The organism is Bradyrhizobium algeriense (assembly GCF_003062295.1).
Lineage (GTDB): Bacteria > Pseudomonadota > Alphaproteobacteria > Rhizobiales > Xanthobacteraceae > Bradyrhizobium > Bradyrhizobium algeriense.
On record NZ_PYCN01000002.1, the window covers coordinates 19,831 to 46,425 of the forward strand.

21 protein-coding genes are annotated in these 26,595 nt (G+C 61.6%); 5 read left to right on the forward strand and 16 right to left on the reverse strand.

What is annotated here, in order from left to right; genetic code table 11:
* Positions 1-286: 286 nt before the first annotated feature.
* Positions 287-1,192 (forward strand): amino acid ABC transporter substrate-binding protein, encoded by a 906-nt coding sequence (locus tag C7G61_RS04270; RefSeq protein WP_108512866.1) that lies wholly within the window; start codon positions 287-289, stop codon positions 1,190-1,192.
* A gap of 80 nt (positions 1,193-1,272) precedes the next feature.
* On the opposite strand, the gene ald is transcribed toward C7G61_RS04270, so the two are convergent.
* A complete protein-coding gene (gene ald / locus C7G61_RS04275) occupies positions 1,273-2,388 on the reverse strand; it encodes an alanine dehydrogenase (RefSeq protein WP_108512867.1) in 1,116 nt (371 codons plus the stop codon).
* A gap of 144 nt (positions 2,389-2,532) precedes the next feature.
* Here ald and C7G61_RS04280 point away from each other — a divergent pair, with 144 nt between their 5' ends.
* Positions 2,533-3,006 carry an Lrp/AsnC family transcriptional regulator gene (locus C7G61_RS04280; RefSeq protein WP_108512868.1) on the forward strand — a complete coding sequence of 158 codons (474 nt, stop codon included), beginning with the start codon at positions 2,533-2,535 and terminating at the stop codon, positions 3,004-3,006.
* Positions 3,007-3,049: 43 nt separating this feature from the next.
* Here C7G61_RS04280 and cbbX read toward each other — a convergent pair whose 3' ends face one another.
* The 7 genes from cbbX to C7G61_RS04315 all read right to left on the reverse strand — a co-directional run bounded on the left by cbbX (position 3,050) and on the right by C7G61_RS04315 (position 11,126).
* Positions 3,050-3,943: a CbbX protein gene (gene cbbX, locus C7G61_RS04285; RefSeq protein ID WP_108512869.1), complete on the reverse strand. Its 894-nt coding sequence runs from the start codon at positions 3,941-3,943 to the stop codon at positions 3,050-3,052.
* Between the two features lie 152 nt (positions 3,944-4,095).
* Positions 4,096-4,515, reverse strand: coding sequence for a ribulose bisphosphate carboxylase small subunit (locus tag C7G61_RS04290; protein ID WP_108512870.1), 420 nt, complete (start codon positions 4,513-4,515; stop codon positions 4,096-4,098).
* Positions 4,516-4,527: 12 nt separating this feature from the next.
* Complete coding sequence (locus C7G61_RS04295; RefSeq protein ID WP_108513428.1) at positions 4,528-5,988, reverse strand: form I ribulose bisphosphate carboxylase large subunit; 1,461 nt, start codon at positions 5,986-5,988, stop codon at positions 4,528-4,530.
* A 55-nt stretch (positions 5,989-6,043) separates the two neighbouring features.
* A complete protein-coding gene (gene fba / locus C7G61_RS04300) occupies positions 6,044-7,129 on the reverse strand; it encodes a class II fructose-bisphosphate aldolase (protein WP_108512871.1) in 1,086 nt (361 codons plus the stop codon).
* A gap of 34 nt (positions 7,130-7,163) precedes the next feature.
* On the reverse strand, positions 7,164-9,203 hold the full coding sequence (tkt, locus tag C7G61_RS04305; protein ID WP_108512872.1) for a transketolase: 2,040 nt from the start codon (positions 9,201-9,203) through the stop codon (positions 7,164-7,166).
* Positions 9,200-10,075, reverse strand: a complete 876-nt coding sequence (locus tag C7G61_RS04310; RefSeq protein WP_108512873.1) for a phosphoribulokinase — start codon at positions 10,073-10,075, stop codon at positions 9,200-9,202. Before C7G61_RS04310 ends, tkt begins: the two co-directional genes overlap by 4 nt.
* Positions 10,076-10,088: 13 nt before the next feature.
* Positions 10,089-11,126, reverse strand: coding sequence for a class 1 fructose-bisphosphatase (locus tag C7G61_RS04315; protein ID WP_108512874.1), 1,038 nt, complete (start codon positions 11,124-11,126; stop codon positions 10,089-10,091).
* 148 nt (positions 11,127-11,274) lie between these two features.
* Here C7G61_RS04315 and C7G61_RS04320 point away from each other — a divergent pair, with 148 nt between their 5' ends.
* Together C7G61_RS04320 and C7G61_RS04325 are read left to right on the forward strand one after the other, a co-directional pair.
* Entirely contained in the window at positions 11,275-12,246 is a 972-nt protein-coding gene (locus C7G61_RS04320) for a LysR family transcriptional regulator (RefSeq protein ID WP_108512875.1), read from the forward strand.
* 304 nt (positions 12,247-12,550) lie between these two features.
* The gene (locus C7G61_RS04325) at positions 12,551-13,861 is read left to right on the forward strand and encodes an ABC transporter substrate-binding protein (RefSeq protein ID WP_108512876.1); all 1,311 of its coding nucleotides are present in this window, start codon (positions 12,551-12,553) and stop codon (positions 13,859-13,861) included.
* 220 nt (positions 13,862-14,081) lie between these two features.
* Here the strand turns inward: C7G61_RS04325 and C7G61_RS04330 are convergent, their stop codons facing one another.
* From C7G61_RS04330 to xoxF5, 6 genes are all read right to left on the reverse strand, one after another.
* Positions 14,082-15,251 (reverse strand): Gfo/Idh/MocA family protein, encoded by a 1,170-nt coding sequence (locus C7G61_RS04330; RefSeq protein WP_108512877.1) that lies wholly within the window; start codon positions 15,249-15,251, stop codon positions 14,082-14,084.
* 33 nt (positions 15,252-15,284) lie between these two features.
* Positions 15,285-16,475, reverse strand: a complete 1,191-nt coding sequence (locus C7G61_RS04335) for a fumarylacetoacetate hydrolase family protein (protein WP_108512878.1) — start codon at positions 16,473-16,475, stop codon at positions 15,285-15,287.
* A gap of 453 nt (positions 16,476-16,928) precedes the next feature.
* Positions 16,929-17,498, reverse strand: a complete 570-nt coding sequence (gfa, locus tag C7G61_RS04340) for an S-(hydroxymethyl)glutathione synthase (RefSeq protein WP_108512879.1) — start codon at positions 17,496-17,498, stop codon at positions 16,929-16,931.
* Between the two features lie 35 nt (positions 17,499-17,533).
* Complete coding sequence (locus C7G61_RS04345) at positions 17,534-18,640, reverse strand: S-(hydroxymethyl)glutathione dehydrogenase/class III alcohol dehydrogenase (protein WP_108512880.1); 1,107 nt, start codon at positions 18,638-18,640, stop codon at positions 17,534-17,536.
* A 73-nt stretch (positions 18,641-18,713) separates the two neighbouring features.
* Positions 18,714-19,181 carry a c-type cytochrome, methanol metabolism-related gene (locus C7G61_RS04350; RefSeq protein WP_108513429.1) on the reverse strand — a complete coding sequence of 156 codons (468 nt, stop codon included), beginning with the start codon at positions 19,179-19,181 and terminating at the stop codon, positions 18,714-18,716.
* A 113-nt stretch (positions 19,182-19,294) separates the two neighbouring features.
* Positions 19,295-21,100, reverse strand: coding sequence for a lanthanide-dependent methanol dehydrogenase XoxF5 (gene xoxF5 / locus C7G61_RS04355; RefSeq protein WP_108512881.1), 1,806 nt, complete (start codon positions 21,098-21,100; stop codon positions 19,295-19,297).
* Positions 21,101-21,515: 415 nt separating this feature from the next.
* On the opposite strand from xoxF5, the gene C7G61_RS04360 reads away from it, so the two are divergent.
* Complete coding sequence (locus C7G61_RS04360; RefSeq protein WP_108512882.1) at positions 21,516-22,484, forward strand: helix-turn-helix domain-containing protein; 969 nt, start codon at positions 21,516-21,518, stop codon at positions 22,482-22,484.
* Positions 22,485-22,583: 99 nt separating this feature from the next.
* Here C7G61_RS04360 and C7G61_RS04365 read toward each other — a convergent pair whose 3' ends face one another.
* Positions 22,584-25,028, reverse strand: coding sequence for a TonB-dependent receptor (locus C7G61_RS04365; RefSeq protein ID WP_108512883.1), 2,445 nt, complete (start codon positions 25,026-25,028; stop codon positions 22,584-22,586).
* 180 nt (positions 25,029-25,208) lie between these two features.
* Positions 25,209-26,561: an ATP-binding protein gene (locus C7G61_RS04370; RefSeq protein ID WP_108512884.1), complete on the reverse strand. Its 1,353-nt coding sequence runs from the start codon at positions 26,559-26,561 to the stop codon at positions 25,209-25,211.
* Positions 26,562-26,595 lie beyond the last annotated feature (34 nt).

Here is a 26,595-nt window from a genome sequence, read left to right on the forward strand (position 1 = left end):
CAGATTGACCGTGCTGTCGAACTGCACAAGAGCGCTGGTCCACGTGGCCAGTGCTCTTTTCCTGAGGTCATTCCATAACCGCTCATTACGCGATTGTTGATTTGGCACAGATTGATCTCGTCAATCCGGATCGCCCGTCGGCAATACAACTTTGATATAGCCGGTTTTCACAGTCACTAATTCACCAACGAGTGCTGATCGACTACGGTCGCCCGCTATCGACTGGCGCGACGGCCGTCCGTTCGGTCGCTGCAAACCCGTTCACTATCCGATGAGGTCCACCGTGATGCGCCTGCCATTGACCATGCTTGCCGTTGCCCTGATTGCCGTCCCTGCGCATGCAAGCGAGTTGACCGGGACACTTCAGAAAGTCAAGGAGACCAACAAGATCATCCTCGGCATCCAGGAAGCCTCGGTGCCCTTCAGCTATCTGGACGGCAACCAGAAGGCAATCGGGTACGCCGTCGACATCTGCATGAAAATCGTGGACGCGGTTAAGCACGAACTCAACCTCTCCAACGTGACCGTTGAAACGCTTCCGGTGACGTCGTCCAACCGCATTCCGCTCATGATGAATGGCACCGTCGATCTCGTCTGCTCTTCCACCACCAACAATGCGGAACGGCAGCGCCAGGTGACGTTCACTAATTCACATTTTCTGTCGGCGACGCGGTTTGCCGCACGGAAGGCCGACAACATCGGCACGATCGACCAGTTGAAGGGCAAGCCGGTCGTTGCGATATCGGGCTCGACCAACATGGTGCAGCTCAACCAGGCCAACGCCGCACGCAATCTCGGCGTCACGCCGCTGGCGGCAAAGGATCAGGCGGAAGCCTTTCTCATGCTGGAGACCGGCCGCGCCGCCGCCTACGTCCTCGATGACGTGCAGCTCGCCGTCGCGATCGCAAGGTCGAAAGACCCGTCTGCCTACATCATCAGCGACGAAGCCTTCTCGAAAGCCGAACCCTACGGGATCATGCTGCGCAAGGACGATGCGCCCTTCAAGGCCGTGGCAGACCGTGTAACTGCCGACCTTTACCGCAGCCCGGAGATCGAGGCGATTTACAAAAAGTGGTTCGAGTCGCCGGTCCCGCCCAACGGACTCAATTTCAAGACTCCGATGACTGCGGTGCTGCGCAACGCATACGCGCATCCGTCGGATAGTCCAGACCCCGCAAGCTACGAGCGCTGACGATACGCTACCGCAGAAGCCGCCATCGGCTCTGCCCGAGGCTTCACACGGCCCTGCTCTCGCCTGTCAGCCGGCGGGCGTCACGCCGCCAGAACTTTTTCGGGCACCGCCGCCGGCAAATTCTGGCTCTCGGCAACCGCGCGGTTGGTGATCTGACCGCGATGCACGTTGAGCCCGGCGCGCAGATGCGGATCCTCGATCAGGGCGCGGATGCCCTTCCCGGCCAGCGCAAGGCCGAACGGCAGCGTGGCATTGTTGAGCGCGTGGCTCGACGTGACAGGCACGGCGCCCGGCATGTTGGCAACACAATAATGCACGATCTCGTCGACCAGATAGGTCGGCGCCTGATGGGTCGTCGGCCGCGACGTCTCGAAGCAGCCCCCTTGGTCGATCGCGACATCGACCAGCACGGCGCGGCGCTTCATGCGGGCGAGATGCGCGCGGGTGACGAGTTTCGGCGCGCTGGCGCCCGGCACCAGCACGGCGCCAATGACGACGTCCGCGCCGGTCACCTCCTCCTCGATCGCTTCCAGCGTCGCGTAACGTGTGCGAACGCGCCCGAGGAACATCTCGTCAAGAACGCGAAGGCGCGGCAGCGAGCGGTCAAGGATGACGATGTCGGCACCAAGACCTGCAGCCATCCGGGCGGCGTGCGTACCGACCACGCCACCGCCGATCACCGCGATCCTGCTCGGCGCAACACCGGGCACCCCGCCGATCAGCTTGCCCATGCCGTCCGCCGACTTTCGCAACGCGGCGCCCGCCGCCTCGATCGCCAGCCGCCCCGCCACCTCGCTCATCGGCGCCAGCAGCGGGAGCCCGCCATGGGCGTCCGTCACCGTCTCGTAGGCGATCGCAGTGCAGCCGGATGCCAGGAGCCCTTTGGTCTGCGCCGTATCCGGCGCCAGGTGCAAATAGGTGAAGAGGATTTGATCCTCGCGAAGCTGGCACCACTCCGTCGGCTGCGGCTCCTTGACCTTGACCACCATGTCGACGGTCGCGAAGATTTCCGCTGCCGTGTCCACGATCGCAGCGCCAGCCGAACGGTAGATTTCGTCGCCGGCGCCAATGCCGAGCCCGGCGCCCTGCTCGACGATCACGTCATGTCCTTGCACCACATATTCCCGCACCGAAGCCGGTGTCAGGCCGACGCGATATTCCTCGACCTTGATCTCCCTGGGCACACCGATCCGCATCGCCTTGCTCCTGCATTGGAAGCTGCTGTTCGATGCCAGGAACCTACCTGTGAACGAGCAACGCTTCTCTGCGAATTACGGCTTGTCGGAAGATGTTTGCGCAGATATTCTGCTTTCTATGGGAAAATATTAGGGAATTGCGGCGTGACCGGGCTGGATCGCATTGATCTGCGGATTCTGACTGAATTGCTCTCCGATGCAAGGGCAAGCCAGATCGAGCTTGCCGAAAAGGTCGGCCTGTCGGCGACCGCCTGCGCGCGTCGCATTCGTCAGCTCGAGGAAGCCGGCATCATTCGCGGCTATCGGGCCGACCTCGAACCGACTGCGCTCGGACTCGTCACGACGGTTGTCGTCACCATCACGCTGGAAAAACAGAGCGAGGAATATCTCGCCGCGTTCGAAGCCGCGATCGCCCGCTGTCCCGACGTGGTGTCCTGCCACCTGATGTCGGGCAGCGATGACTATCATCTGCAGGTGATCGCGCGCGACATCGCGGACTTCGAGCGCATCCACAAGCAGCATCTGTCGCGGATGCCCGGTGTCGCGCGTATCCATTCGAGCTTTGCGATGCGCGAAGTGGTTCGCAGGGCGATCCCTGAAACGGCGTTACAGCGTTAGCTTCGTCTGTCGCAGTCGTCTCGGCATCCAGAGAAGGCGGACGCTAACCCGCCTCGGCGGATTTTCCGCCCTTCCCGAACACACGGCTCGCCAGCACGTCCGACGCTTCGATCGACCTGATATCATCCGCGGTCAAGACATGATCGAGATCGGCGACGAGGCGATTGGCCTGGCGCAACCGCAGACGGTCCAATGCGTTGCGGATCGAGCGCGCGTTGGAGAACAGCGGCTGGTTCTTGCGCAATGCGATGTAGCGAACGAATTCTGCACGCGCATCCTGTGTGAAGCGATAGTTCATGTCGCGCAGCATCAGTTCTGCGATGGCGAGCAACTCGTCGTCGGCATAATCCGGAAAGTCGATGTGGTGCGCGATCCGCGAACGGAAGCCGGGATTGCTCGCGAAAAACTTGTCCATGCGGTCGCCGTAGCCGGCGAGGATCACCACCAGATCCTCGCGCTGCGTTTCCATCACCTGCAGCAGGATCTCGATCGCCTCCTGGCCATAGTCGCGCTCGTTGTCGGGCCGGTGCAGATAATAGGCTTCGTCAATAAACAGCACGCCGCCCATCGCCTTCTTTAGAATTTCTTTGGTCTTCGGCGCGGTGTGGCCGATATATTGTCCGACCAGCTCGTCGCGCGTGACCGACACCACCTGGCCTCGGCGCACGAAGCCGAGCCTGTGCAGGATACTGGCGATCCGCAGCGCCACCGTGGTCTTTCCGGTTCCGGGGTTTCCCGTAAACGACATGTGCAGCGTCGGCGCGCCCGACGCCAGTCCCATGCGCTTGCGGATACGTTCAATCAGCAGCAGCGACGCAATCTCGCGGATACGCGTCTTTACCGGCTTCAAGCCAATCAGTTCGCGGTCGAGCTGCGAGAGGATCTCCTCGATGCCGACGGCCTCGAGTTCATCGCGCAGGTTAACCGCATCAGTCATTGGGGTGGTATCCACGTCCATCTGCTAACCTCAATGCGCTGCACGCGTCGCTTCGGAAAAGACTCCGTCGCCGCTTCCGCAGCGACGGAGCAGTGCATCCGGCAGACGCAGGCACGTTCAGGGAGAACTCGCCTGCCGGACCGAACACGTGCCTAACCGTAGCGCCGACCCTCCGGACGATCGGCGGCATATGAGCTCGTCGTATAGCGGATGTTGCGGCCGGCCACTTCATGCCGCTCGAGGCGGAAGCCAGGCTCCTCCTTCGGCCGGTTGACGATGAAGGACAGCCGCACCGATTCCCAGCCGTGACTGGAATCGAACGCCGAAAGGCGGATGTACCGGTCGCCATACACCTTGCGGCACTCATTCAGCTCCATCATGACGCCGGCAGCGTCACGGAGATCGAACATCGGCAGGCCCCACATCTCCCAGAAATTATTCCGAGGATGCGGATCGTCGGTGAATTCGATGTTCACCGCCCAGCCCTGCTCCAGGCAATACTGAACCTGGCGGGAAATCTGCTCGTCGGTGAGATCGGGCAGGAACGAGAAGCAGCCTTGGGTAATGCGCATGATTTGCTCTCCTTACATCGCGACCGAGGGCGTCGGGACGTAGTCCGGCATGTCGGTCGATTCATAGTTGAAGGTGACGTCCTTCCAGACCTCGAGCGCTGCTTTCAGCGGCGTGCAGGTCTCTGCCGCCTTGGCCAGAATCTCCGGACCCTCGTGCAGATAGTCGCGGCCCTCGTTACGCGCGAGGATCATCGCTTCCAACGCTACGCGATTGGCGGTCGCGCCGGCCTGGATGCCCATGGGATGGCCGATGGTGCCGCCGCCGAACTGCAGGATCACGTCTTCGCCGAGATGATCGAGCAGTTGGTGCATCTGGCCGGCATGGATGCCGCCCGACGCCACCGGCATCAGCTTGTTGAGGCTCGCCCAATGCTGGTCGAAGAACACGCCGTGCTCCAGCCGCGCCGGGTTATAGTCCTCGCGGCAGATGTCGTAGTAGCCGCGCGTGGTCGCGGGATCGCCCTCCAGCTTGCCGACCACTGTGCCGGCATGGATATGATCGACGCCGGCGAGCCGCATCCATTTTGCGATGACGCGGAACGAGACGCCGTGGTTGCGCTGCCGCGTATAGGTCGAGTGCCCTGCCCGGTGCAGATGCAGGATCATGTCGTTACGCCGCGCCCATTTGGCCATCGACTGGATCGCGGTATAGCCGATCACGAGATCGATCATGATGACGACCGAACCGAGCTCCTTGGCGAATTCGGCGCGCTCGTACATGTCCTCCATGGTACCGGCGGTGACGTTGAGATAAGTGCCCTTGATCTCGCCAGACGCAGCCTGCGCCTTGTTGACGGCCTCCATGCAATAGAGGAACCGCTCCCGCCAGTGCATGAACGGCTGTGAGTTGATATTCTCGTCATCCTTGGTGAAGTCGAGCCCGCCCTTCAGCGCTTCATAGACCACGCGTCCGTAGTTGCGCCCCGAGAGGCCAAGCTTCGGCTTCACGGTGGCGCCGAGCAGCGGCCGGCCAAACTTGTCCATCCGCTCGCGCTCGACCACGATGCCGGTCGCCGGTCCCTGGAAGGTCTTCACATAGGCCACCGGCAGCCGCATATCCTCGAGCCGCAGCGCCTTCAGCGGCTTGAAGCCGAACACGTTGCCGATGATCGAGGCCGACAAGTTGGCGATCGATCCATTCTCGAACAGGTCGAGATCGTAGGCGATGTAGGCGAAATATTGCCCCGGTGAGTTCGGCACGGGATCGACGCGGTAACACTTCGCGCGATATTTCTCGGCCGCCGTCAGCCGGTCGGTCCACACCACGGTCCAGGTCGCCGTGGAGGATTCGCCCGCCACCGCTGCGGAGGCTTCGACCGGATCGACGCCGTCCTGCGGCGTCACCCGGAACAGCGCGATGATATCGGTGTCCTTTGGAACGTAGTCGGGCTCCCAATAACCCATTTTCTTGTATTCGAGGACGCCGGACTTGTAGCGATCCTTGCCGCGAACGGTGGTCGAGTGCATGTTCATGTTGCTCTCCTCAGGTGGTGTGCGGCGACTGGTCGGGATCGAGGCGGTCATCAGCTCATTCGGCGGCATCGGCCATTCCTCCCATACGTGGATCTAGCGCGCCCGAGCGGTAGCGCTTTGCCATCTCGGCCAACGGAATGACCTTGATCTGCGAGGCATGGCCTGCGGTGCCGAACTGTTCGAAGCGCTCTCGGCAGAGGTCGCGCAGTGCGTCCATCGCCGGTTTCAGGAATTTGCGCGGATCGAATTCGTTTCTGTTTTGCACAGCCACCTTGCGGAACGCCGCAGTCATCGCTAGCCGGCAGTCAGTGTCGATATTGACCTTGCGGACGCCATGTTTGATACCGCGGACGATTTCCTCGACCGGCACCCCCCAGGTCTGCGGCATCTCGCCGCCGAATGCGTTGAAGGCGTCCTGCAGCGGCTGCGGCACCGACGACGAGCCGTGCATCACCAGATGCGTATTGGGCAGCCGGCGATGGATTTCTTCCACCACCCGCATCGCAAGAATGTCGCCGTCAGGCTTGCGCGAGAATTTATACGCGCCGTGCGAGGTACCCATCGCAATCGCCAACGCATCGACCCTGGTGGCCCGAACGAAATCGACGGCCTGGTCCGGATCGGTCAGCAGCTGATCGTGGCTGACCTCGCCTTCGACGCCGTGGCCGTCCTCCTGCTCACCGCCGCCATGTTCGAGCGAGCCGAGCACGCCCAACTCGCCTTCTACCGAGGCGCCGATCCAGTGCGCCATGTCGACCACGCGGCGGGTGATATCGACATTGTATTCATAGCTCGCCGCGGTCTTGGCATCGGCCTTCAGCGAACCGTCCATCATCACGGAGGTGAAGCCGTGTTGCAGAGCGGTAGCGCAGGTCGATTCCTCGTTGCCGTGGTCCTGATGCAAGCAGAGCGGAATCTGCGGATGCATCTCTTCCAGCGCATCGATCATCTTCGACAGCATGATGTCGTTCGCATAGGAGCGTGCCCCCCGCGAGGCCTGGATGATCACGGGCGCATCGACAGAAGCCGCCGCATCCATGATCGCGAGTCCCTGCTCCATATTGTTGATGTTGAATGCCGGCACGCCGTAAGCGTGCTCGGCGGCATGATCCAGCAATTGCCTCAGGGTAATTCGCGCCATCGGAACCTCCGTGTCATTGATCGGCGTATGGGTGTCACGCGTAGGTCGCCGCCATCCGCGAGCGCGCGATGCTCCGCAGCGCGGCCTTCGCCACCTCATCGGCGGTGATGCCGAATTCGCGGTAGAGCGTTTCCGCCGGCGCCGAGGCGCCGAAGCCGGTCATGCCGATGAATTCGCCGTCATCGCCAAGCCAGCGCGCCCAGTCGCCCTCGATCGCGGCTTCGACGCCGACCCTCGGCACGCGTCCGAGAACGGCAGTGCGGTACTCGCGGGATTGCCGGCGGAACAGCTCGAAGCACGGCGCCGAGACGACCGCCGCGCGGACGTTGTCTTTCTCGATCAGTCTTGCCGCTTCGAGCACGATCGACACTTCGGAGCCGGTTGCGATCAAGGTGACGTCGCGGCCTTCCTCCGGTTCAACAACGACGTAGGCGCCGAACGTAACCAGATTGGTTTCCTCGGCAACTTCACGAAATGTCGGGAGCGCCTGCCGAGACAGGCACAGCACCGAAGGATTCGTATCTGCCCGCAGCGCGCAGTCCCACGCTTCCGCCGTCTCGACCGCGTCGCCCGGGCGGAATACCAGCAGGTTCGGTATCGCCCGCAGCGATGCCAGATGCTCGACCGGCTGATGCGTCGGACCGTCTTCACCCAACCCGATCGAGTCATGCGTCATCACATGGATGACGCGGATCCCCATCAACGCAGCCAGCCTGATCGCAGGGCGGCTGTAATCGGCAAAGCTGAGAAACGTGCCGCCATATGGGATAAAGCCGCCATGCAGCGCGATGCCGTTCATCGCAGCCGCCATGGCATGCTCGCGGACGCCGTAATGGATATAGCTGCCATCGAAAGCATCTGGCCGCACCGGTTGCTGCGTCTTCGCGCGCGTCAGGTTCGAATGGGTAAGATCGGCCGAGCCTCCAAGCAGATTGGGCAGCGCTTCCGCGATCACGTCGATCACGAGTTGCGACGCCTGCCGGGTCGCGATTTTCGGCTGTTCGGTGCCGAAATGAGTCCGTATCTGCGCCATCGCGTCAGCATATCCACAGGGCAGCTTTCGATTCAGTGCGTCGTGGAACAGCGACCGTCCCATCGAACTGTGGCGCCTGCTGCGCTCGATCCACGCCCGCCGTGCCGCGTGCCCCTGTGCGCCTACTTCGCGCCAGGCATCGGCTACCGCTCCCGGAACCTGAAATGGCGCGTGCGGCCAGTCCAACGCGCTGCGCGTCTTCTCGACTTCCGTCGCGCCGAGCGGCGCGCCATGCGCCTTCTCTGTTCCCTGGCGGTTGGGTGCGCCGAAACCGATCACCGTCCGGCAGGCAATCAGGGACGGTCGGCTATCGTGCCGGGCGTGCTGGATCGCCGCGGCAATCGCCTCAGGATCATGGCCGTCGATCCGGGTCGCGGACCAACCCGACGCCTTGAAGCGCGCGAGTTGGTCATCCGAGCATGACAGTGAAGTCGATCCATCGATCGAGATTTCATTGTCGTCATACAGCACGATCAGCCGGCCGAGCTTGAGGTGTCCCGCCAGCGAAATCGCTTCCTGGCTGATGCCCTCCATCAGGCAGCCGTCGCCGGCGATCACATAGGTGTAGTGATCGACAAGATCGTCGCCGAAGCGCGCATTCATCAGGCGCTCCGCCAGCGCCATACCGACCGCGGTCGCAATCCCCTGCCCCAGCGGTCCCGTCGTCGTCTCCACCCCGGGCGTATGCCCGTATTCCGGATGGCCGGGGGTTTTCGATCCCCACTGCCTGAACGCCTTCAACTCGTCCGTCGTCACGCCCGGATAGCCAGTCAGATGCAGCAACGCATACAGCAGCATCGAGCCGTGGCCGGCCGACAATACGAACCGGTCGCGATCCGGCCACGCCGGATCGGAGGCGTCGAACTTGAGAAAGCGCGAAAACAGCACGGTGGCAACATCGGCCATGCCCATCGGCATGCCGGGATGGCCCGACTTCGCGTTTTCGACGGCGTCGATGGCCAGAAAGCGGATCGCGTTCGCCATTTCAGCATGCGCGACGTCCGGCTGGGTGGCGATACGGGACAAAGCGGAATCGGTCATAGCATGCGCCTCTTGCGTTCCATCAGTTGCAGGATCAGCGGGGTGAGGATGAGCTGCATCGCGAGATCGAGCTTCGATCCGTGGATCACGATCGAATTGGCGCGCGACATGAAACTGTTCGGAATCATCGACAGCAGGTAGGGAAAGTCGATGCCGCGCGGATTCTTGAGCCGGATCACCACCATCGACTCGTCGGGCGTCGGGATCCAGCGCGCAATGAACGGGTTCGACGTGTCGACCGTCGGCACCCGCTGGAAGTTGATGTCGGTCTCGGTGAATTGCGGGCAGATGTAGTTTATGTAGTCCGGCATCCGCCGCAGGATGGTATCGGTTACCGCCTCGGCGGTGTAGCCGCGGTCGCTGCGGTCGCGATGCAGCTTCTGGATCCACTCCAGATTGATGACGGGAACGACGCCGATCTTGAGATCGGCATGCTGCGCGATATTGACCTTGTCGGTCACAACAGCGCCATGCAGACCTTCATAGAACAACAGATCTGATTTCTCCGGCAACGGCTCCCACTCGGTAAACGTGCCCGGATCTGCGCCATAGAGCTTGGCCTCTTCGAGATCATGGACATAGTGCCGGGTCGTTCCGGTCCCCGACTCGCCGTAGTCGCGGAACAATTTCTCCAGTTCCTCGAACAGGTTTGTTTCCGGGCTGAAATGGCTGAAATGCTTGTTGCCGCGCTCGGCCTCCTCAGCCATTTTTGTACGCATCTCAATGCGGTTGTAGCGGTGGAAAGCGTCGCCCTCGACATAGGCGGCTTCGACCTTCTCGCGGCGGAAGATGTTTTCAAACGTCCTCTTCACCGAAGTCGTGCCGGCTCCGGACGATCCGGTAATCGATATGATGGGATAGCTGCGTGACATCTGCTCTTTCCGATCAGCGAAACAGGCCGCGCCGCGCAAACAACGGCGCATCGCTATTGTCGAACATCGGCTCGATCGCTTCGTGAATGGCGGTTACGTCGCGAACGCCGCGTATCGATCCCATGATCAACGGCACCCGCTGGTGTGGTGTTTTCGCCGAAAGTTCGAGAATGCGCCGACGGCCGGTGGTCGCGGCTCCGCCCGCCCACTCCATCACGAGGGCCATCGGATGCGCTTCGTAAAGCAGGCGGAGACGTCCGTCGCGATATCCCGGCCGCGCATCCGCCGGGTACAGGAACACGCCGCCGCGGACGAGAATGCGAAGCGACTCTGCAACCAGCGAGCCGATCCAGCGCATATTGAAATCGACCGAACCGTTGCCGCTCGTACCCGAGAGGCATTCGTCGATATAGGCCCGCACCGGCCCATGCCAGTGCCGCCGGTTCGACGCGTTGATGGCGAATTCGGGCGTATTGGGCGCAATCCTCACGCGACGCGCAATCAGCAGGAATTCCCGGGCACGCCTGTCCAGAACGAAGATGTCGACACGCTCGTCGAACGCCAGGACCAGCGTGGTTTGAGGGCCGTAGACCACGAAACCTGCGGCACACTGCACCGTCCCCGGCTCGAAGAAGGTGGAGATGATATCGTTGCCGCGCGAGCGAATCGAAAAGATGGTTCCGACCGAGATGTTGTTTTCGAGGTTGGCCGATCCGTCGAGTGGGTCGATGGCAACGCAGAGAGATGCCTCGGCATTGAGCACTTCAGGCAGGTCCGATTCCTCGGACAGGACGGCGGCGACCGGGGCGGCACGTAACGCTGCGCGCATCATCGCGTCGGCGACGAGGTCGATATCCTTCTGATGGTCGCCATCGGAATTGACGCCACGGGTTTGTCCGGTGATGCCGGCCAGCGGTCCGTCTGCGATGAGATCGGAAAGGCCGATCGCAGCAGTGGCAATCGTCTCGATCACGGCGGCCACGGCGGGGCCGGTCGGCGTCTCCGACCCTGCATGATCGAGATGCGAGCATAGGGTTATGCGTGCGTCCATGGTCGTTCCCCGATTGGCGCCCTCTTCGGAGCCACTCCAATGCGTCATGCCATCAGGCACGCCGCGCCTAACAACACCCCAGTTTGCAAAATTAGTGAAATTTTCTTATCTTTGGCTTTGGCAAAGTTTTTCTTATATTGGGTGAGCCATGGCAGGCAGGTTTCCGCGGGAATTGACCATTCGCCAGCTGCGCGCGCTCGCAGCCGTTCACCGGGACCGGTCGGTTACCGCCGCCGCCAAACACCTGCATCTCACTCAGCCGGCCGTCACGCTGCAGATCCGCAATCTGCAGGAGCTTGCAGGTCTGCCGCTCATTCAGCGCACCAGTGACGGGATGCTGCTGACCGACGCCGGGCGGGAGGTGCTCTCGCTCTCCGAGCGTATCGAAGCGGCGATAGCGGACTGCGAGACCTCGCTCGAGATGATGGCGGGAAAGACCGCGGGCCGCATCTCCATCGGCGCCGTCAGCACCGCAAAATATTTCGTGCCGTTCATGATCTCCGGATTCTCAAAACGCCATCCGAACATCGATGTTGCGCTCTCGATCGGAAACCGGCAGGAGATCGGCACGGCGCTACGCGGCTATGATCTCGATTTCGCGATCATGGGCCGCCCACCGGCTGATATCGACATGGACGTCCACCCGATCGGCGATCACCCCCATGTCATTATCGCGCCGACCAGCCATCGCCTGGTGCGAAAATCCCGCATCCCGCTGAGCGACCTCGCTGACGAAACATTCCTGACGCGCGAACCCGGTTCCGGCACGCGCGGCCTGATGGAGCAGTTGTTCGAAACTGCGCGAATCCGGCCGAAAATCGGCATGGCGATGGACAGCAACGAGACAATCAAGCAGGCTGTGATCGCCGGTCTCGGGATTGCGTTCATTTCGGCACACACGGTTGCCACCGAACTCGACGAGCGGCGACTGGTCACGCTCGACGTGATTGGTCTTCCCGTCATCAGGCAATGGTTCGCCCTTTCCCGCAAGGACAAGATCCTGCTGCCGCCGGCACGCGCCATGCTGGAATTCCTCAGCGCCCGCGGCGCGCAATTCCTGCCGCGAACCCAAGGCAGGATAAGGATCACCCGGACGTCGGCGCGCAGCAGACGCCGATAGCGCGATATGCGAATGCTGACGGATCGAGCGCCAAACTGGCTGGCCTGGTAATGACAGCAAGCAGCGCGCTTCATGCTCATTTCGCGGTGGACCATTCCCCGCGGCGGGCCGCCCCCACCCATTCCTTTTCAGACTTTAGTTGGCGAGCCTCGCCGCCCTGCCCGCGTAACCACACGTTTCTGCAGCCATGACCACCCCCATGGAGCGCGTCCGTAGGTTGACTTCTTTCCGCAATGTCCAAATACTTGCCTGAAAGCCGGAAAAACCGGTCCCGGCGATAACAATAATTCAGTGGGAGGACACGATGCCGACTTCACGCAGAACGCTGCTGAAGACTTCCGCCGCTGCCGCCGCCGCATTCAGCTTCGATTGGACACGCGCACAGGCTCAAGCCGAAACGGTACGCATCGGCCTGATCTACGACTTGACCGGTCCCTTCGCTGCTGGTGGCTCGGTCGCCTCCTCGATCGGCGCGCAGATTGCCATCGACCTCGTCAACGAGAAGGGCGGCATCGGCGCCAAGTACAAGGTTTCCCCCATCGCCGCCGATTCCCAGAGCAAGCCTGATGTAGCGATCAATGAGGCCAATCGCCTGATCGACCAGGAGAAGATCGACATCATCAATGGCGTTTATGCAAGCTCGCACGCGGTCCCGCTCGCCGCCAAGGTCGAGCAACAGAAAAAGATCCTCTGGATCACGACCGCGGTTTCGACCGCCGTATTCAAGGACAAGAACCTGCAATACGTGTTCCGCGCGCAGATCCATTCCGACCAGTATGGCCAAGCCTTTGCGAGCTTCATCACCGAGCACGCCAAAGCCAAACTCGGCATGGAGCCCAAGGACGTCAAGGTCGCGCTGATTCACGAGGACGGCCCCTATGGCGTCGGCGTCGCGGCCGCCGACGAAGCCTATGCGAAGCAGGCCGGCCTGCAGGTCGTGCTCAAGGAAGGCTATTCCGCGTCCGCCCCCGACCTCTCGGTGCTGGTGACCAAGCTCAAGCGTGCCAGGGCCGACGTGATTTCGCACGCGGGATACAATCCTGATATCACCCTGTTCCTGCGTCAGGCGCGCGAGAACGGCCTCAAGTTCAAAATGCTGTTCGGCAATGGCGCGGGCTACAGCCAGCTCGACAAGTTGCGCGCGACGTTCGGCGCCGATATCGACAATTTCTGCAATATCGATCCGGTGCCGGCGCAATTGCTCGATGCTTCGAAACTCGCTCCCGGGATCGGCGATCTCACTAAAATCATGGTCGCACGCTACAAGGAGAAGACCGGCGCGACCGACGTGCCGCCGCATTGTTCTATGGGATTCAACCAGACCTGGATCCTGCTCAACAATGTGCTGCCCGTGGCAAAAGACAAATACGGCGGCTTCGATCCCGAGGCGGTTCGCAAGGCGGCGCTCGACGTGGATATCCCGCCGGGCGGCACCATCCAGGGCTATGGCGTGAAATTCTATCCGCCTGGCACGCCGCTCTCCGGCCAGAACGAGCGCTCGACCCCGGTTGTGATGCAGAATGCCGGCGAGCACATCTCGGTGGTTTGGCCGACCAGTATAAGAACGCAGGATCCGGTGTTCCCGCTGCCGAAATCGTCGGTCTATGCGGCGTAGTACGGGATGATTTAGTCGGTCTGTCCGCGGTCGCAGTCTCACCTCTCCCGCTTGCGGGGGAGGTCGGATCGCATCGCAAGATGCGATCCGGGTGGGGGAAGCTCTCTCCACTCGGGCAGTGTGACTCGCGGCGGCACCCCCACCCCAACCCTCCCCCGCAAGAGCGGGAGAGGGAGCGCAGCTCCTTCGCGACTAGCATTCGACTTCATCTTGTCACGCCTCACAGCGTGACGCGACGGCCTTCTTCGGCGGCCCAATAGCCGGCGTAGTTGACCTTGATGGTCTCAAAGGCCAGCGCCAGATCCGAAAGCGGCTGCCGGCCAGTCGCGACGCATTCCATGAAGTCCTGGATTTCCTGCACGTAGCCGCGCGTCCATTCCTCCTCGATACAGACATATTGCCAGCCGGTCTTCCGGTCGACCTTTTCGGTGATGTAGACGCTTGCGAGCTTCTCCTCGCTGGTCTGATAGCTCATCATGTGCGTATTCGGCGTGATGTTGGCGAACAGCGCGCCGCTGCTGGTATAGGTTTCGATCAGGTTGCGCACGCCGCCGAGGATCATGTCGCCGGAAAAAACCGTGGCCTTGGTGCCGTCGGAGAAGGTGGCCGTGAGCATGCCCCAATCCTCGACATCGACGGGATTAGCCTTGAGCACGGCTCGTTCATCTGGACGCAGGCATGCCGTGACGTTGCCGACGTCACACGTCACGCCCGCGACACTGATCGCCTCACCGCGCGCCTTCGCTTCCACCTGCTTGAGATAAAGTACCGCCGAGAGCGGATGGCATCCCATCCGGATCAGCGAACCGCCGCCGGTCATCGCCCATTGCGCGGCGTGCGCGGCATGCGAGCCGGAGTGGCTCTCCTCCCCCTTCATGAACAGGATTTTGTCTTTCGTGGCCTTGAGTATCTCGACGGTCTTGGTCACCGCCGGCGCGTAGATCCAATCCTCCGCATACATGAAGAGCCTGCCGGTCTGGTTGATCGCCGCGCGGGTCTTTTCCATTTCCTCCAGCACGCGCTCATACATCAACGCTTTCGACACATGCTTGCCGATCGGCGCTTTGTCGCCGTCCCGGCCGAAATAGCCTGCGAACGGCTTTTCGCAGATCACATGCTTACCGGCCTGCATCGCGTCGACAATCATCGACGTGTGCAAATTGGGCGGCGTGCAGATGTCGATGACATCGATATCAGCGTCGGCGATCAAGTCGCGAAAGCTGCGATACGCCGTCGGAATCTGGTGACGACGGGCAAACTCGACGACATGATCGCCTCTTGCCGCAACGGCCCTGACTTCGACATCCACGCCGTAGACGCGCCGGTAGGCATGCATGTGCAGCTCGGACACGAAGCCGCACCCCGCCAGGCCGACCCTGATTTTCGCCATTGCGAAGTGCCTCCCGGCTGTCGCGGCTAGAGGCTAATTGCCGCTTCGGCCGACACCCTTGCGGCGCATCAACGCGGCGAAGAGCTCGGTCAGGCCGAATTTCCAAGGTTCGCAATCGCCGCTGTGGCGCATGCGGTTGGTCAGCCGGCCGAGTTTCGGCGTGGCAACCGTAACCAGATCGCCTTCCACATGGGTGAACCCCTGCCCCTTCGCGGCACGGTCCTGGATCGGCGCGAACATGGTACCCAGGAACAACACGAAACCATCGGGGTATTGATGGTTCTCGTTGATCGTCTGCCCGACGATGTCGGCCGGGTCTCGGCTGATCTGGGTCAGCGAGGAAGCGCCGTGCAGGACAAAACCCTCCGGCCCCTTAACCTCCAGCGAGATATCCATCTTCCTGACGTCGTCGAGCGTGAAGTCCGCGTCGAAGAACCGCACGAACGGCCCGATGGCGCAGGACGCGTTGTTGTCCTTGGCCTTGGACAACAGCAGCGCCGAGCGTCCCTCGAAGTCACGCAGATTGACATCATTGCCAAGCGTCGCGCCGACGATACGCCCGTCGTGCGTCACCACCAGCACCACCTCGGGCTCCGGATTGTTCCAGGTCGATTTCGGATGCAGGCCCGCATCCACGCATGTGCCCACCGCCGACAGGACCGGAGCCTTGGTAAACACTTCCGCGTCCGGCCCGATTCCGACTTCGAGATACTGGCTCCAGGCATTCTGGGAAACCAGCACGTCCTTCACGTGCTGCGCTTCGGCTGAGCCTGGCTTCAGCCGTGACAGGTCGGTGCCGACGATCCGTGTTACCTCGGCCCGGATGGCTTGCGCCGAATCCGGATTGCCCCGTGCCCGCTCCTCGATCACCCGCTCCAGCATCGATACGGCGAACGTGACGCCGGCAGCCTTGATCACCTGCAGATCGATCGGGGCGAGCAGCCATGGCCTGGTCGGATCGCGGGTGTCGGGCGGCGTGTTGTTCAACAGATCCTGCAGCGTGCCTACCCGCTCGCCGCGCGCGGCGCGCAGCGCCCGCGCCGGATCGGCGGCGGCGGCAAGCTGGCTGGCGGTCGGGAAATCCTCGGTGATGTCGAACACGCCGTCCTGGCGGATCGCAACCACCGACGGGCCGGCAAGATCGGGACGCCAGATCCGCCCCATCAGCGCGGCGCCGGCGAAATCGTCGGGTAAAATGAATGCGGCATCTGTGACGATCGGCATCGTGGGGAATCCTCGCGAGGTAGCGCCTGTGCGGTCAGGGCAGCATCGTCCATAGAAGGGAACCACGCGATGGGTCAACACCCCCGGAGATATCCGCCTGCAGCATTGTGGCCGCCACGACAAAGCTCATCGCGCTGCAGCATGCAAAATCAGACGATCTGTCAAGTGCAGCCGATTGTGCACACGCCACACCTCGCCATGGCGATTGAGCAAAGACCTCGAAGGGCTTCAATATCAGGGAATTCTGCGCCGGACGGTCGCGCCGGAGAGCCGCCCGCCCGAGACGGGTGTACGGCTTCGTTGGTCGGCAGGCGTTCTTCGCCTACCGACACCAGCGAAGCAATGGCACGACCGCGTGACGCTCCCAGCGTCCGGCTCCGCTGATGGCCATCGCCATCAGCGCGAGTCAGGTATCGCGGAGGATCAGGCCGGCGCCGTTTCAGGCAGCCTTGTTCAAGCCGCCTTGGCCTTGGACTTTGCCACGTGGCTCGAGATCGCATCCATCAAGGGCGGCGACAGGCAATCATAGGGCTCGAGCCCGAGTTCCCTCAACCGTCCCCTGATTCCATCCATCTCGCCCGGTTGAACGCCGGACTCCAGCACGGACGACACGAATGCGGCGAACCCGGGGGCTGCCCATCCACCTTCCTGGAACAGTTCGGGATGGATGAAGTCGAGGCCGTAGAATGGATGCCCGGTGTTCTCGATCCGGCCGTACATATGCGTGCCGCAGGCCTTGCAGGCATGGCGCTGGATCGCCGCTGACGCGTCGACAATCTGTAGCTTGTCGCCATTCTCGGTCACGTTCACATTGTCGCGCGGGACCACGGCAACGACAGAGAAGGTCGCCCCCGCGGGCTTCCAGCATTTGGTACAGCCGCAGGCGTGGTTGTGGGCCACATCGCCCTTGATGGCGACCTTGACCGGCCTGTCCGTGCATTTGCAGACAAGAGTGCCGCCGGCAAAGTTGCCGGTCCCCTTCTTTACGCCGCTATCAATCGCTGGATGAATATGAACAGTCATGGGCCTATCCTCCTTGTGTTTTAGGTTCTCTAATTTCAGAACACGACAACCGAGCGGATCGACTTGCCCTGATGCATGAGATCGAATCCGTGGTTGATCTCCTCCAGCTTGAGGACGTGCGTGATCATCGGATCAATTTCGATCTTTCCGTTCATGTACCAGTCGACGATTTTTGGCACGTCCGTGCGGCCGCGCGCGCCGCCAAAGGCCGTTCCCTTCCAGACGCGGCCGGTCACCAGTTGGAACGGCCGGGTGGCGATTTCCTTGCCGGACTCCGCGACCCCGATAACGACCGAGACACCCCAGCCGCGATGGCACGCTTCGAGGGCCTGCCGCATCACGGTGGTGTTGCCGGTGCAGTCGAAGGTGTAATCGGCGCCGCCGTCGGTAAGTCCGACCAGATGCTGGACGATATCGCTGACCTTGGTCGGGTTGACGAAATGCGTCATGCCGAAACGGCGGCCCCAATCCTCCTTGGAGTCGTTGATGTCAACGCCGACGATCTTGTCGGCGCCCACCATCTTCGCGCCCTGGATGACGTTGAGCCCGATGCCGCCGAGACCGAATACGACGACATTGGCGCCCGGTGTCACCTTGGCGGTATTCACCACGGCGCCAACGCCCGTCGTCACCCCGCAACCGATGTAGCAGCTCTTGTCGAACGGCGCGTCCTCGCGGATCTTTGCCACCGCGATCTCCGGCAGCACGGTAAAGTTCGAGAAGGTCGAGCAGCCCATATAGTGGTAGATCGGCTTGCCCTTATAGCTGAAGCGCGAGGTGCCGTCCGGCATCAGCCCCTTGCCCTGCGTGGCGCGGATGGCGGTACAAAGATTGGTCTTGCCGCTCAGGCAGCTTTTGCACTGGCGGCATTCCGGCGTGTAGAGCGGAATCACGTGATCGCCGGTCTTGACCGACGTCACGCCCGGCCCAACCTCCCGGACGATGCCTGCGCCCTCATGACCGAGGATCGACGGAAAGATTCCTTCGCTGTCGAATCCATCAAGCGTATAGGCATCGGTGTGACAGATTCCAGTCGCCTTTATCTCGACGAGGACTTCACCGGCCTTCGGGCCTTCCAGATCGACCTCAACAATTTCAAGAGGCTTTTTGGCCTCGAATGCGACAGCAGCGCGGGTCTTCATCTTAAACTCCACATTTTCTTTTCAAGTCGCTGCACGGATCGGCCGGAACGCGCGCCTCGCATGTTCGGCATGATCATTTGGCTCCCATGCAGGACTTTTCTGCCTCGGTGTACGCGTCGGGTTTGTCTTCCTTCTTCGGAGGTCGGACGCGCCCGACGGCGTCATGGGCGCGGGCACGCAGATACACATAAAGATCGTCCATGTAGCAGGCGACATTCGGATTGTCGCCGAGGGCTGGCATGACGGAGTTACCGTTCTGGCGGCCGCTCGCGACGACCCCGACGAAGTCGCCGTAGCTCATCGTCTTCAGCGAATCCTTTAGCGCCGGTGCGTAGGTCGACCCCATCCCGTCAGGACCATGGCAGACATGGCATTCCGAATGATAGCGGCGAAATCCCGAATAAGTGTACCAATCGACGGTACCGTCGGCTCCAACATTGAAGGTAGGACTCCCTTCCTTGTCGAGATACTTGCCGTCCTCGGATTTGACGGCCTTCGGGTCGACCGCGTTATCGGCTAGGACGAGCTTTCCGGAGGCCATGAATACGAGAATGGCCGCCAACAACCAGATTATACGCAAGAGATTGTCCTCAATATTCGATGGCAGACGAACCGACGCGTGGCACGAGCCACGCGCCGGAACGAGGTTGGCACTCACTGCGGCAGCGCAAACACCGTGAGTGTTCCGCCCAGCGCCGTGTAGTTGCTCAGCGCGGCGTAGCCGCCGACTGCACCGAGGCCTTCAGTTGGCTCGGTCAGACCTGCGGCAAGGCCGATACCCGCCCAGCCGCCAACACCGGACAGCACTGCAACATACTGCCTGCCGCCCTGCTCATAGGTCGTGACGTTGCCGATGATGCCGGACGGGGTCTTGAACTTGTAGAGCTCCTTGCCCGTCTTGGCATCGACTGCCTTCAGATAGCCTTCGAGCGTTCCGTAGAACACCACGCCGCCAGCCGTCGCGAGCGCGCCCGACCACACCGAGAACTGCTCCTTGTTCGACCAGACGATCTTGCCGGTCTTGTTGTCCCAGGCAATGAAGTTGCCCATGTGGCTCTCGCCCTGAGGCGGATACATCGACAGGGTCGCACCGACGTAGGGCTGGCCCGCGGTGTAGCTCACCTTGAACGGCTCGTAGTCCATGCAGACGTGGTTGGTCGGCACGTAGAACAGTTGCGTATCGGGCGAATAGGCTGCCGGCTGCTCGTCCTTGGTGCCGAGCGCGGCCGGGCAGATACCCTTGGTGTTCTTGTCTTCGCCGCCCTTTTCGGTCGAATACTGATCGACAACCTTGGGACGGCCGTAGGTCGGCGAGCTCTTGTTCATGTCGACGCCGGTGGTCCAGTTCACCTTCGGATCGTACTTCTCAGCGACCAGGAGTTCGCCGTTGGTACGGTCCATCGTGTAAGCTAGACCGTTGCGGTCGAAATGGGTCAACAGCTTGCGCGCCTGGCCATTGATCTCCTGGTCACTGAGGATCATTTCGTTGACGCCGTCGTAGTCCCACTCATCATGGGGCGTCATCTGGTAGACCCAGTTGGCCATGCCGGTGTCCGGATTGCGCGCGAAGACGGTCATCGACCACTTGTTGTCGCCCGGACGCTGTTTCGGGTTCCAGGTCGAGGGGTTGCCGGACCCGTAATAGACCATGTTCAGACCGGGGTCATAGGACAACCAGCCCCATGTGCAGCCGCCGCCGATCTTCCACTGATCGCCTTGCCAGGTCTTGATGCTCGAATCCTTGCCGATCGGCTTGCCGAGCTCGGTCGTCTTCACGGGGTCGACCAGGATCTGATCGTCCGGCCCTTCGGAGAAGGCGCGCCATACCTGCTTTCCGCTCTTGAGGTCGTAAGCCGTGACGTGGCATTGCACGCCGAACTCGCCGCCGGAAATGCCGATCAGGACCTTGTCCTTGACGACGAGCGGCGCGGAGGTGCCCGTGGCGCCCTTGCCCGGATCTCCATTCTTGACGCTCCACGCCACCTGGCCGGTCTTGGCATCGAGCGCGACCAGCGTCGTGTCTGCCTGATGCAGGAATATCTTGCCGTCGCCATAGGCCACGCCGCGATTGACCGTATCGCAGCACATCACCGGAATGACGTTCGGATCCTGCTTCGGCTCATACTTCCAGACGATCTTGTTCTCCTGCGAAAGGTCAAGAGCGTAGACCTTGTTCGGGAACGGCGTATGGACGTACATGATGTTACCGATGATGAGCGGCCCGCCTTCATGGCCGCGCAGCACGCCGGTCGAGAAGGTCCAGGCGACCTGGAGCTTGCCGACATTGGATGCGTTGATCTGGTTAAGCTTCGAGTAGCGTGTATTGGCGTAGTCGCCGGCCGGCTGCACCCAGTCCTTTGGGTTCTGCGACATCTTGATCAGTTCTTCGTTGGCGGATGCGACGCCTGCGGCGAATGTCGCCATGGCGCCGAGACAGGCAGCGGATAGCACCTTGCGCATAGTGGTTTCCTCCCAGATTTAAGAGTTTTGGGTTTCCGCCGAGACGGCCCATTTTCCATTCTTGGTCCCTATTCCTATCCCGTTCGGAAATAGGAAACTTGCCCAAGAGCGAAGCGCGTTTGCTCAATAGCGAAACTTAATCATTTTAATTTCGGACCGGCGCGCGACGTTCCGGCTCTGCCGTGATGCTGCGAAGCATCATTCCGTGGGCGTGTTCCCACGACCTTCCCTGCGCGGCCCTCGGTCGAGGTTTCCCTTGACGCCGCTGAAACTAAGTTGGAGGATTGTCAAAGGGATATTGGGAAGAATCTGCGCAACTTCCCGGACGACTGCCTAAATTGGGCCCAAATGTCACGACCATCTGACCGACGCCTAGGCGGAGGTCGCGGCCTGTTCTCAAATCGGTGGCTGGGCAATGTCTGATACAGTTCGTTCACTCAGCACTTCCGGGTTAACGCCGAAGAGGCAGATCCAAACTTGGTCAGATGCGCTGACCGATCTCTGCGGCCAGTTTGATGTCGATCCACTTGAGGGTTCTTCGCTCGAGGCGCGGATAAATTACACAACCGTCTCGCAGCTAAAATTGTGTCAGATCGAGGCAAGCCAGCATCGCATCGCACACACGGTCTCAGGCACAAAACTGAGCGAACATCCCTACGTCAAGATACTGTTCCAGACCTACGGCATTTCTCATTTCGAACAGGCTGGCCGTCGCATCGACATCATGCCCGGCGACTGTCTCGCCTATGACGTCTCCTGCCCGCACACGATCGTCAGCCCCTCATTGACCCGGCACGAGGTCGTGATCGTGCCAAAGGCACTGCTTCACGAGCGCGGCTTCCGCACGGCGAAGATGCTGCCGTGCAAGCTCTCCGCGCGTAACGGCACCGGCCGCATCGCCTATGACTTCGTGCACACCGCGTTCGACGAAGCGAACCGGCTGTCGCCCTACAACGCCATCGGCGTCGCTGATTCGCTCATCGATCTGCTGCTGTTGCCGCTGCGCGAGGCCGACACGATGTTCGATCGCGTCGGTCCCGAGGCGATGTACATTCGGGCGCAAGCCTTCATCCGCGAGCATTTGCGCGACCCGGAGCTGTGCATCGACCAGATCTCCGCGGCATTGGGCTGCACCAAGCGCTATCTGCACATGCTGTTCAGCGACAAGGGCATGACCGTCAGCGATTATATCTGGCGGGCGCGGCTGCTGCACTGCCGCCAGGAGCTGGAGACGCAGCACGGCAAGACCATCACGGATGTCGCATTTTCGTGGGGCTTTTCCAGCTCGTCGCACTTCAGCCGCGTGTTCCGGAAGCACTTTGGCTTCGTACCCTCGGCGATCCACAAGGCGCATTGCGCCGAGCCGGCGCCGGACGCATCCTGAAAGCGGAACGTCACGGTTGCGGAAAGCCGATATTTTGCGGCGCCTCAGCGCTGCCTCCCCCTGCATCGGGCAACGGAAACTGCAATCCGTTTCGCTGGCCTAGAAGGTTGCCTTCAGCCCTGCATAGAACGCCCGCGGCCGCGCCGGGCTGACAGAGCGCGGGTCCGAGAACTCCGCGCCGCCATTGGCGAAATTGGGCACGTTCTCGGTATCGAAGAACGTCCCGTAGGTCGCATAGCGATTGTCGAAGATATTGTCGACGCGGCCGTAGATCTGAAACGTCTTGTTGATCTGATATGAGGCGTGCAGGTTGAAGACCGAATACCCTGGCAGCCTCGCCGCCTGATTGGATTCATCACCGACAAAATACTGGCTGCCGACGAACAACGCATCACCGCCGACCTTGAAGGCGTCAGTGACCGAGTAGTCGATGCCAAACTTGACCCGGTTACGTGGAATCGCGGGGATTCGGTTGCCCGGCAGGATCTGGACAACGTCGTCAACTGCGAACGGACTGTTCGAGCCGACCTGCAGGGTATCGAGGAAGCGTGCATCGACGAGGGCATAGCTGGCGTATAGTTGCAGCGTCTTCGATGTCAGATTGACTTGGGCCTCGATACCCTGGCGCCGCGTTCTACCCACGTTCTGGAAATAGCCAAATCCCTGCAGCTCAGGGCTCGGGATTGCGAGGATGTCATCAGCATTGGTCGCGCGGAACGCGCCGACTTTCCACCCAAGCGTCCCGATATTCAGCTCCTTTGTGCCGCGCAAACCCGCCTCTACGGTGCGGGACACGACCTGCTTCAGCGGCGGGTCCGCGATCAGGAATGCCGCGACAATACAGGGGCGCGCAGGGTCGGCGCATGCGAGTTCCAGCGGGGTCGGTGCGCGATTGGCTTCGGAATAGCCGGCATAAGCCGTCAGTTCCGGCGTAATCTTGTAGGTGCCACCGATCATCGGATTGAAGCGGCTGAACGTGTGATTGCCGTTGAGCTCGGTGCCGATCAGATCCTGAAGGACGATGTTTGCATAGTTGAACCGGCCGCCGCCCGAAATCGAGAACGCTTCCGTAACGTCGAATGTGTCGAGCGCATAGAGCCCGGTGTACCTGTTGGTAGCGCGAAGCGAGACCGGACCAATCGAAATAGGAATGCCTGATGGGCCGAGAAATATGCCGCTGCCGCTGACGACGTAATTTGAACCGATCGTGCCCAATTCCGCGCTGGCCCCGAAGCGGGTAACGCCGGAGTCGAAACTGGTGCCAACCATGAACTGGTTGTTGTGCCCGAACAACTGGTCGGTGTTGGTTGCCTGCAGGGTCGCCCCGGTCGTCGTCGAACGGGTGGTCGTCCGGTCGATCTGGCCCAGCACCGCACCATCGGGGAACGGATTTGCAAGCTGGACTCCGTTGAGCCCGTTCGCCGGCGCTCCCGGCGTGGTGTTGTCCTCGTTGAAGCAAAGCAGCGCCGAATCGGCGTCACACGGTGCCGTCTCGGTCGGGTTTCCGTCCACCGTCTTCTGCCGGAATGCACGGACGCGCGCCGAGCCATCGATGGTCCAGGTCGGCGTCACCTCGATCTTTCCGGTCAGGTTGGCGTAGGCAACGCGGTTGTCCGTAGTCTGCGGTGTTGTATAGGTCGCGCCCCAGTATTTCTGCAGCAATTCGACCGGAACCGCTGCAGAGGCGCCGAAATTGTTCTTGGCGACACCCACGTTGAGGTGAAATTCACTGCTGTCGGTCCGGTAGCCGACATCGCCATAGAAGCGCCGGATAGCCGATTCCGAAAAATTGCGGTAGCCGTTGTCACGCACTCCCTCGAGCGCACCATAGACGGAAAAATTGTCGATCTGCTTGCCATACTGCGCCGAACTCTGGATGCGTCCGAACGAGCCACCCATCGTGTTGATTTCGGCACCTTTATAGTTGAATCCATCCTTCATCTGGACGTTGACCGCGCCGCCCAGCGCATTGAGGCCAAACGCGGGGTTATTGGTCACGACGGTGACCGACCTGATCGCCGCGGTCGGAATCAAGTCCCAGTTAACGGTGTCGCCGAACGCCTCATTGATTCGCACGCCGTTCTGGTAAACTGCCAGTCCCTGAGGGGTACCGGCGACCGGCGATGCAACGAAACCGCGAAACTGGATGTCCGGCATGAACGGATTGCCGGTAGTATCACTGATGATGATACCCGGTACCTGTTGTTGCAGTGCGTCCGCGATGTTCAGCGAGCCCGTGCGCGCGATCTGCCCGGCGCCAACGGCGTTGACCGCTGCCGGCACCTTGTCGACGTCCATTCCCGAGCCGACCGTCGGCGTCGGCGCGGTCGGATAGACATAGACCCTGCGCACATTTTGGGTGGCTCGAGGTGCAGTACTGCCGCGGGCTGGTCGGGTCGCTGGTCTGGCTGATGTCGTTGGGGCAGTTACCTCGATGGCCGGCAAGACTTCGCTATCGCGGGACGCCGTTTGGGCCTGAGCACAGTCATTCCCGGGGACGAGGCACATCGAGATTGTCCCGACCAACACTAAACGCGCACGCATGTACCCCACCCCCACTCTGTCCCCACCCACTACGTTCCAACCGCATTGTCCCGCCGGTCACGTTGCGGACGATACTAGTGAGAAGGCAACGACGCGCGCTAGCCGCAAAAGGTCGGGTTCCCGAAATGCATTCGTCCCGGAAGAGACCGGGAGAAATTCCCGAACGGCGCGTCGAATCCATCAATGGTGCGACCCATGGGGAACGACCGCCTCGACCGTTACGCCTCCGTGGCCGGAGACGACATTCAGCGTTCCGCCCAACGCCAGTATTCTTTCGCGCATGCCGATCAGGCCGAAGCCGTGCTTGTGATCCGGCGCCAGACCACGCCCGTTGTCGCTGACGCGCACCAGGGCGCAGCCGCGATTTCCATGCATTCCCGTGGCCTGTTCGACCGTGACGCTGACGGAAGTCGCGTCGGCGTGGCGGAAGGCATTCGTGAGAGCTTCCTGAACGATGCGATAAACCGTCAAGTCGGTGACTTCTCCGGTCGCTTCAGGCGCGCATGCAATGTTGGCGTCGATGGTCACGTCGGGACGCGACTCACGCCACAAACGCAAGAGCACGCCGAGCGCCTCGCGCAATCCGAGCTCCGCCAGCCCGACGGGCCGCAGCTTTTCCAGTATCCTGCGATTGAATTGCTGGAGCGCATTGATCTGCTCCATGATGGCGGTGCCATGCTTGCGGAGTGCATCCGCAGCGACCGAGCGCCGGTCTTCCGAAAGCCGCATCAGGGCGCCGGCATGGGCGCGCAGCGTGAAAAGATAGGGCCCGAATTCGTCATGCAGCTCGCGCGCAATCTCCTTGCGCTCCAGATCCTGCAGCGAGACCGTGCGTTCGGCGAGCCGGCGCTTGTCCTCGATCGCCTCGCCGAGGACGCCCGCAAGGTGGTTCAGCTTGGCACAGAGCGCCGCCAGTTCGGGCGCGCCGCCGGGCTCGACGCGTGAACCATATTGCCCGGCCTCGATATTCGCCATGGTCTGCGAAAGTGCCTGCAGCGGCGCCAGCGCGCGGCCGACCACCATCATGGTAACCAGAAAGAGCGCGATCGCGAGGGCGGAACTGACCGCAAGCTGGGTGATGATTCCGTCCCAGATCTCGGCCATTTCATCGTTCGGATGCGACGTGATCACGAGCGACTGCGGCTTTCCATGGATGGTGATCGGTACGCTCACGGCGGTCGTTTCCGGATGAACGAGCGCGATGAACCAGGCCGGCGGCGAGCGTTCGTCATCGCCGTTACCGGAGCGCTCGCCTGCGGAGGTATCACCCTGCCGCGTAATACTGACGTGCCGGAGCCGGCTGAGGTCGCGAACGATCTGGTTCAGCCGCGCATCCGGGTCCGGTGCCTCGTTGAGGCCGGGAACGATCGTCTCCACGAATTCGCGCGCCAGCCGTATCACGCTTTGATCCTCGGCCCGCACGCGGGGTGCCGCCTCCACCACCAGCCGCGCGATATTGATGGCCAGACCGAGCGTCAGGCCCAACGCCAGCAGCAAATTGATCCGCCCACGCAACGATAATTTCTGCCACATGAGGTTTGCCCCAATCGCGTCGCAATCAGTTCCT

Coding starts and splice junctions, on each gene's coding strand:
- tkt (WP_108512872.1), bottom strand. CDS start 9,203: ATGACCGATTCCGCTTTGTCCCGTATCGCCACCCAGCCGGACGTCGCG.
- C7G61_RS04335 (WP_108512878.1), bottom strand. CDS start 16,475: ATGCCGATCGTCACAGATGCCGCATTCATTTTACCCGACGATTTCGCC.
- C7G61_RS04370 (WP_108512884.1), bottom strand. CDS start 26,561: ATGTGGCAGAAATTATCGTTGCGTGGGCGGATCAATTTGCTGCTGGCG.
- C7G61_RS04315 (WP_108512874.1), bottom strand. CDS start 11,126: ATGGACGCACGCATAACCCTATGCTCGCATCTCGATCATGCAGGGTCG.
- C7G61_RS04365 (WP_108512883.1), bottom strand. CDS start 25,028: ATGCGTGCGCGTTTAGTGTTGGTCGGGACAATCTCGATGTGCCTCGTC.
- C7G61_RS04345 (WP_108512880.1), bottom strand. CDS start 18,640: ATGAAGACCCGCGCTGCTGTCGCATTCGAGGCCAAAAAGCCTCTTGAA.
- C7G61_RS04325 (WP_108512876.1), top strand. CDS start 12,551: ATGCCGACTTCACGCAGAACGCTGCTGAAGACTTCCGCCGCTGCCGCC.
- cbbX (WP_108512869.1), bottom strand. CDS start 3,943: ATGACTGATGCGGTTAACCTGCGCGATGAACTCGAGGCCGTCGGCATC.
- C7G61_RS04270 (WP_108512866.1), top strand. CDS start 287: ATGCGCCTGCCATTGACCATGCTTGCCGTTGCCCTGATTGCCGTCCCT.
- gfa (WP_108512879.1), bottom strand. CDS start 17,498: ATGACTGTTCATATTCATCCAGCGATTGATAGCGGCGTAAAGAAGGGG.
- C7G61_RS04290 (WP_108512870.1), bottom strand. CDS start 4,515: ATGCGCATTACCCAAGGCTGCTTCTCGTTCCTGCCCGATCTCACCGAC.
- C7G61_RS04330 (WP_108512877.1), bottom strand. CDS start 15,251: ATGGCGAAAATCAGGGTCGGCCTGGCGGGGTGCGGCTTCGTGTCCGAG.
- ald (WP_108512867.1), bottom strand. CDS start 2,388: ATGCGGATCGGTGTGCCCAGGGAGATCAAGGTCGAGGAATATCGCGTC.
- C7G61_RS04320 (WP_108512875.1), top strand. CDS start 11,275: ATGGCAGGCAGGTTTCCGCGGGAATTGACCATTCGCCAGCTGCGCGCG.
- fba (WP_108512871.1), bottom strand. CDS start 7,129: ATGGCGCGAATTACCCTGAGGCAATTGCTGGATCATGCCGCCGAGCAC.
- C7G61_RS04360 (WP_108512882.1), top strand. CDS start 21,516: ATGTCTGATACAGTTCGTTCACTCAGCACTTCCGGGTTAACGCCGAAG.
- C7G61_RS04310 (WP_108512873.1), bottom strand. CDS start 10,075: ATGTCACGCAGCTATCCCATCATATCGATTACCGGATCGTCCGGAGCC.
- C7G61_RS04350 (WP_108513429.1), bottom strand. CDS start 19,181: ATGGCCTCCGGAAAGCTCGTCCTAGCCGATAACGCGGTCGACCCGAAG.
- C7G61_RS04295 (WP_108513428.1), bottom strand. CDS start 5,988: ATGAACATGCACTCGACCACCGTTCGCGGCAAGGATCGCTACAAGTCC.
- xoxF5 (WP_108512881.1), bottom strand. CDS start 21,100: ATGCGCAAGGTGCTATCCGCTGCCTGTCTCGGCGCCATGGCGACATTC.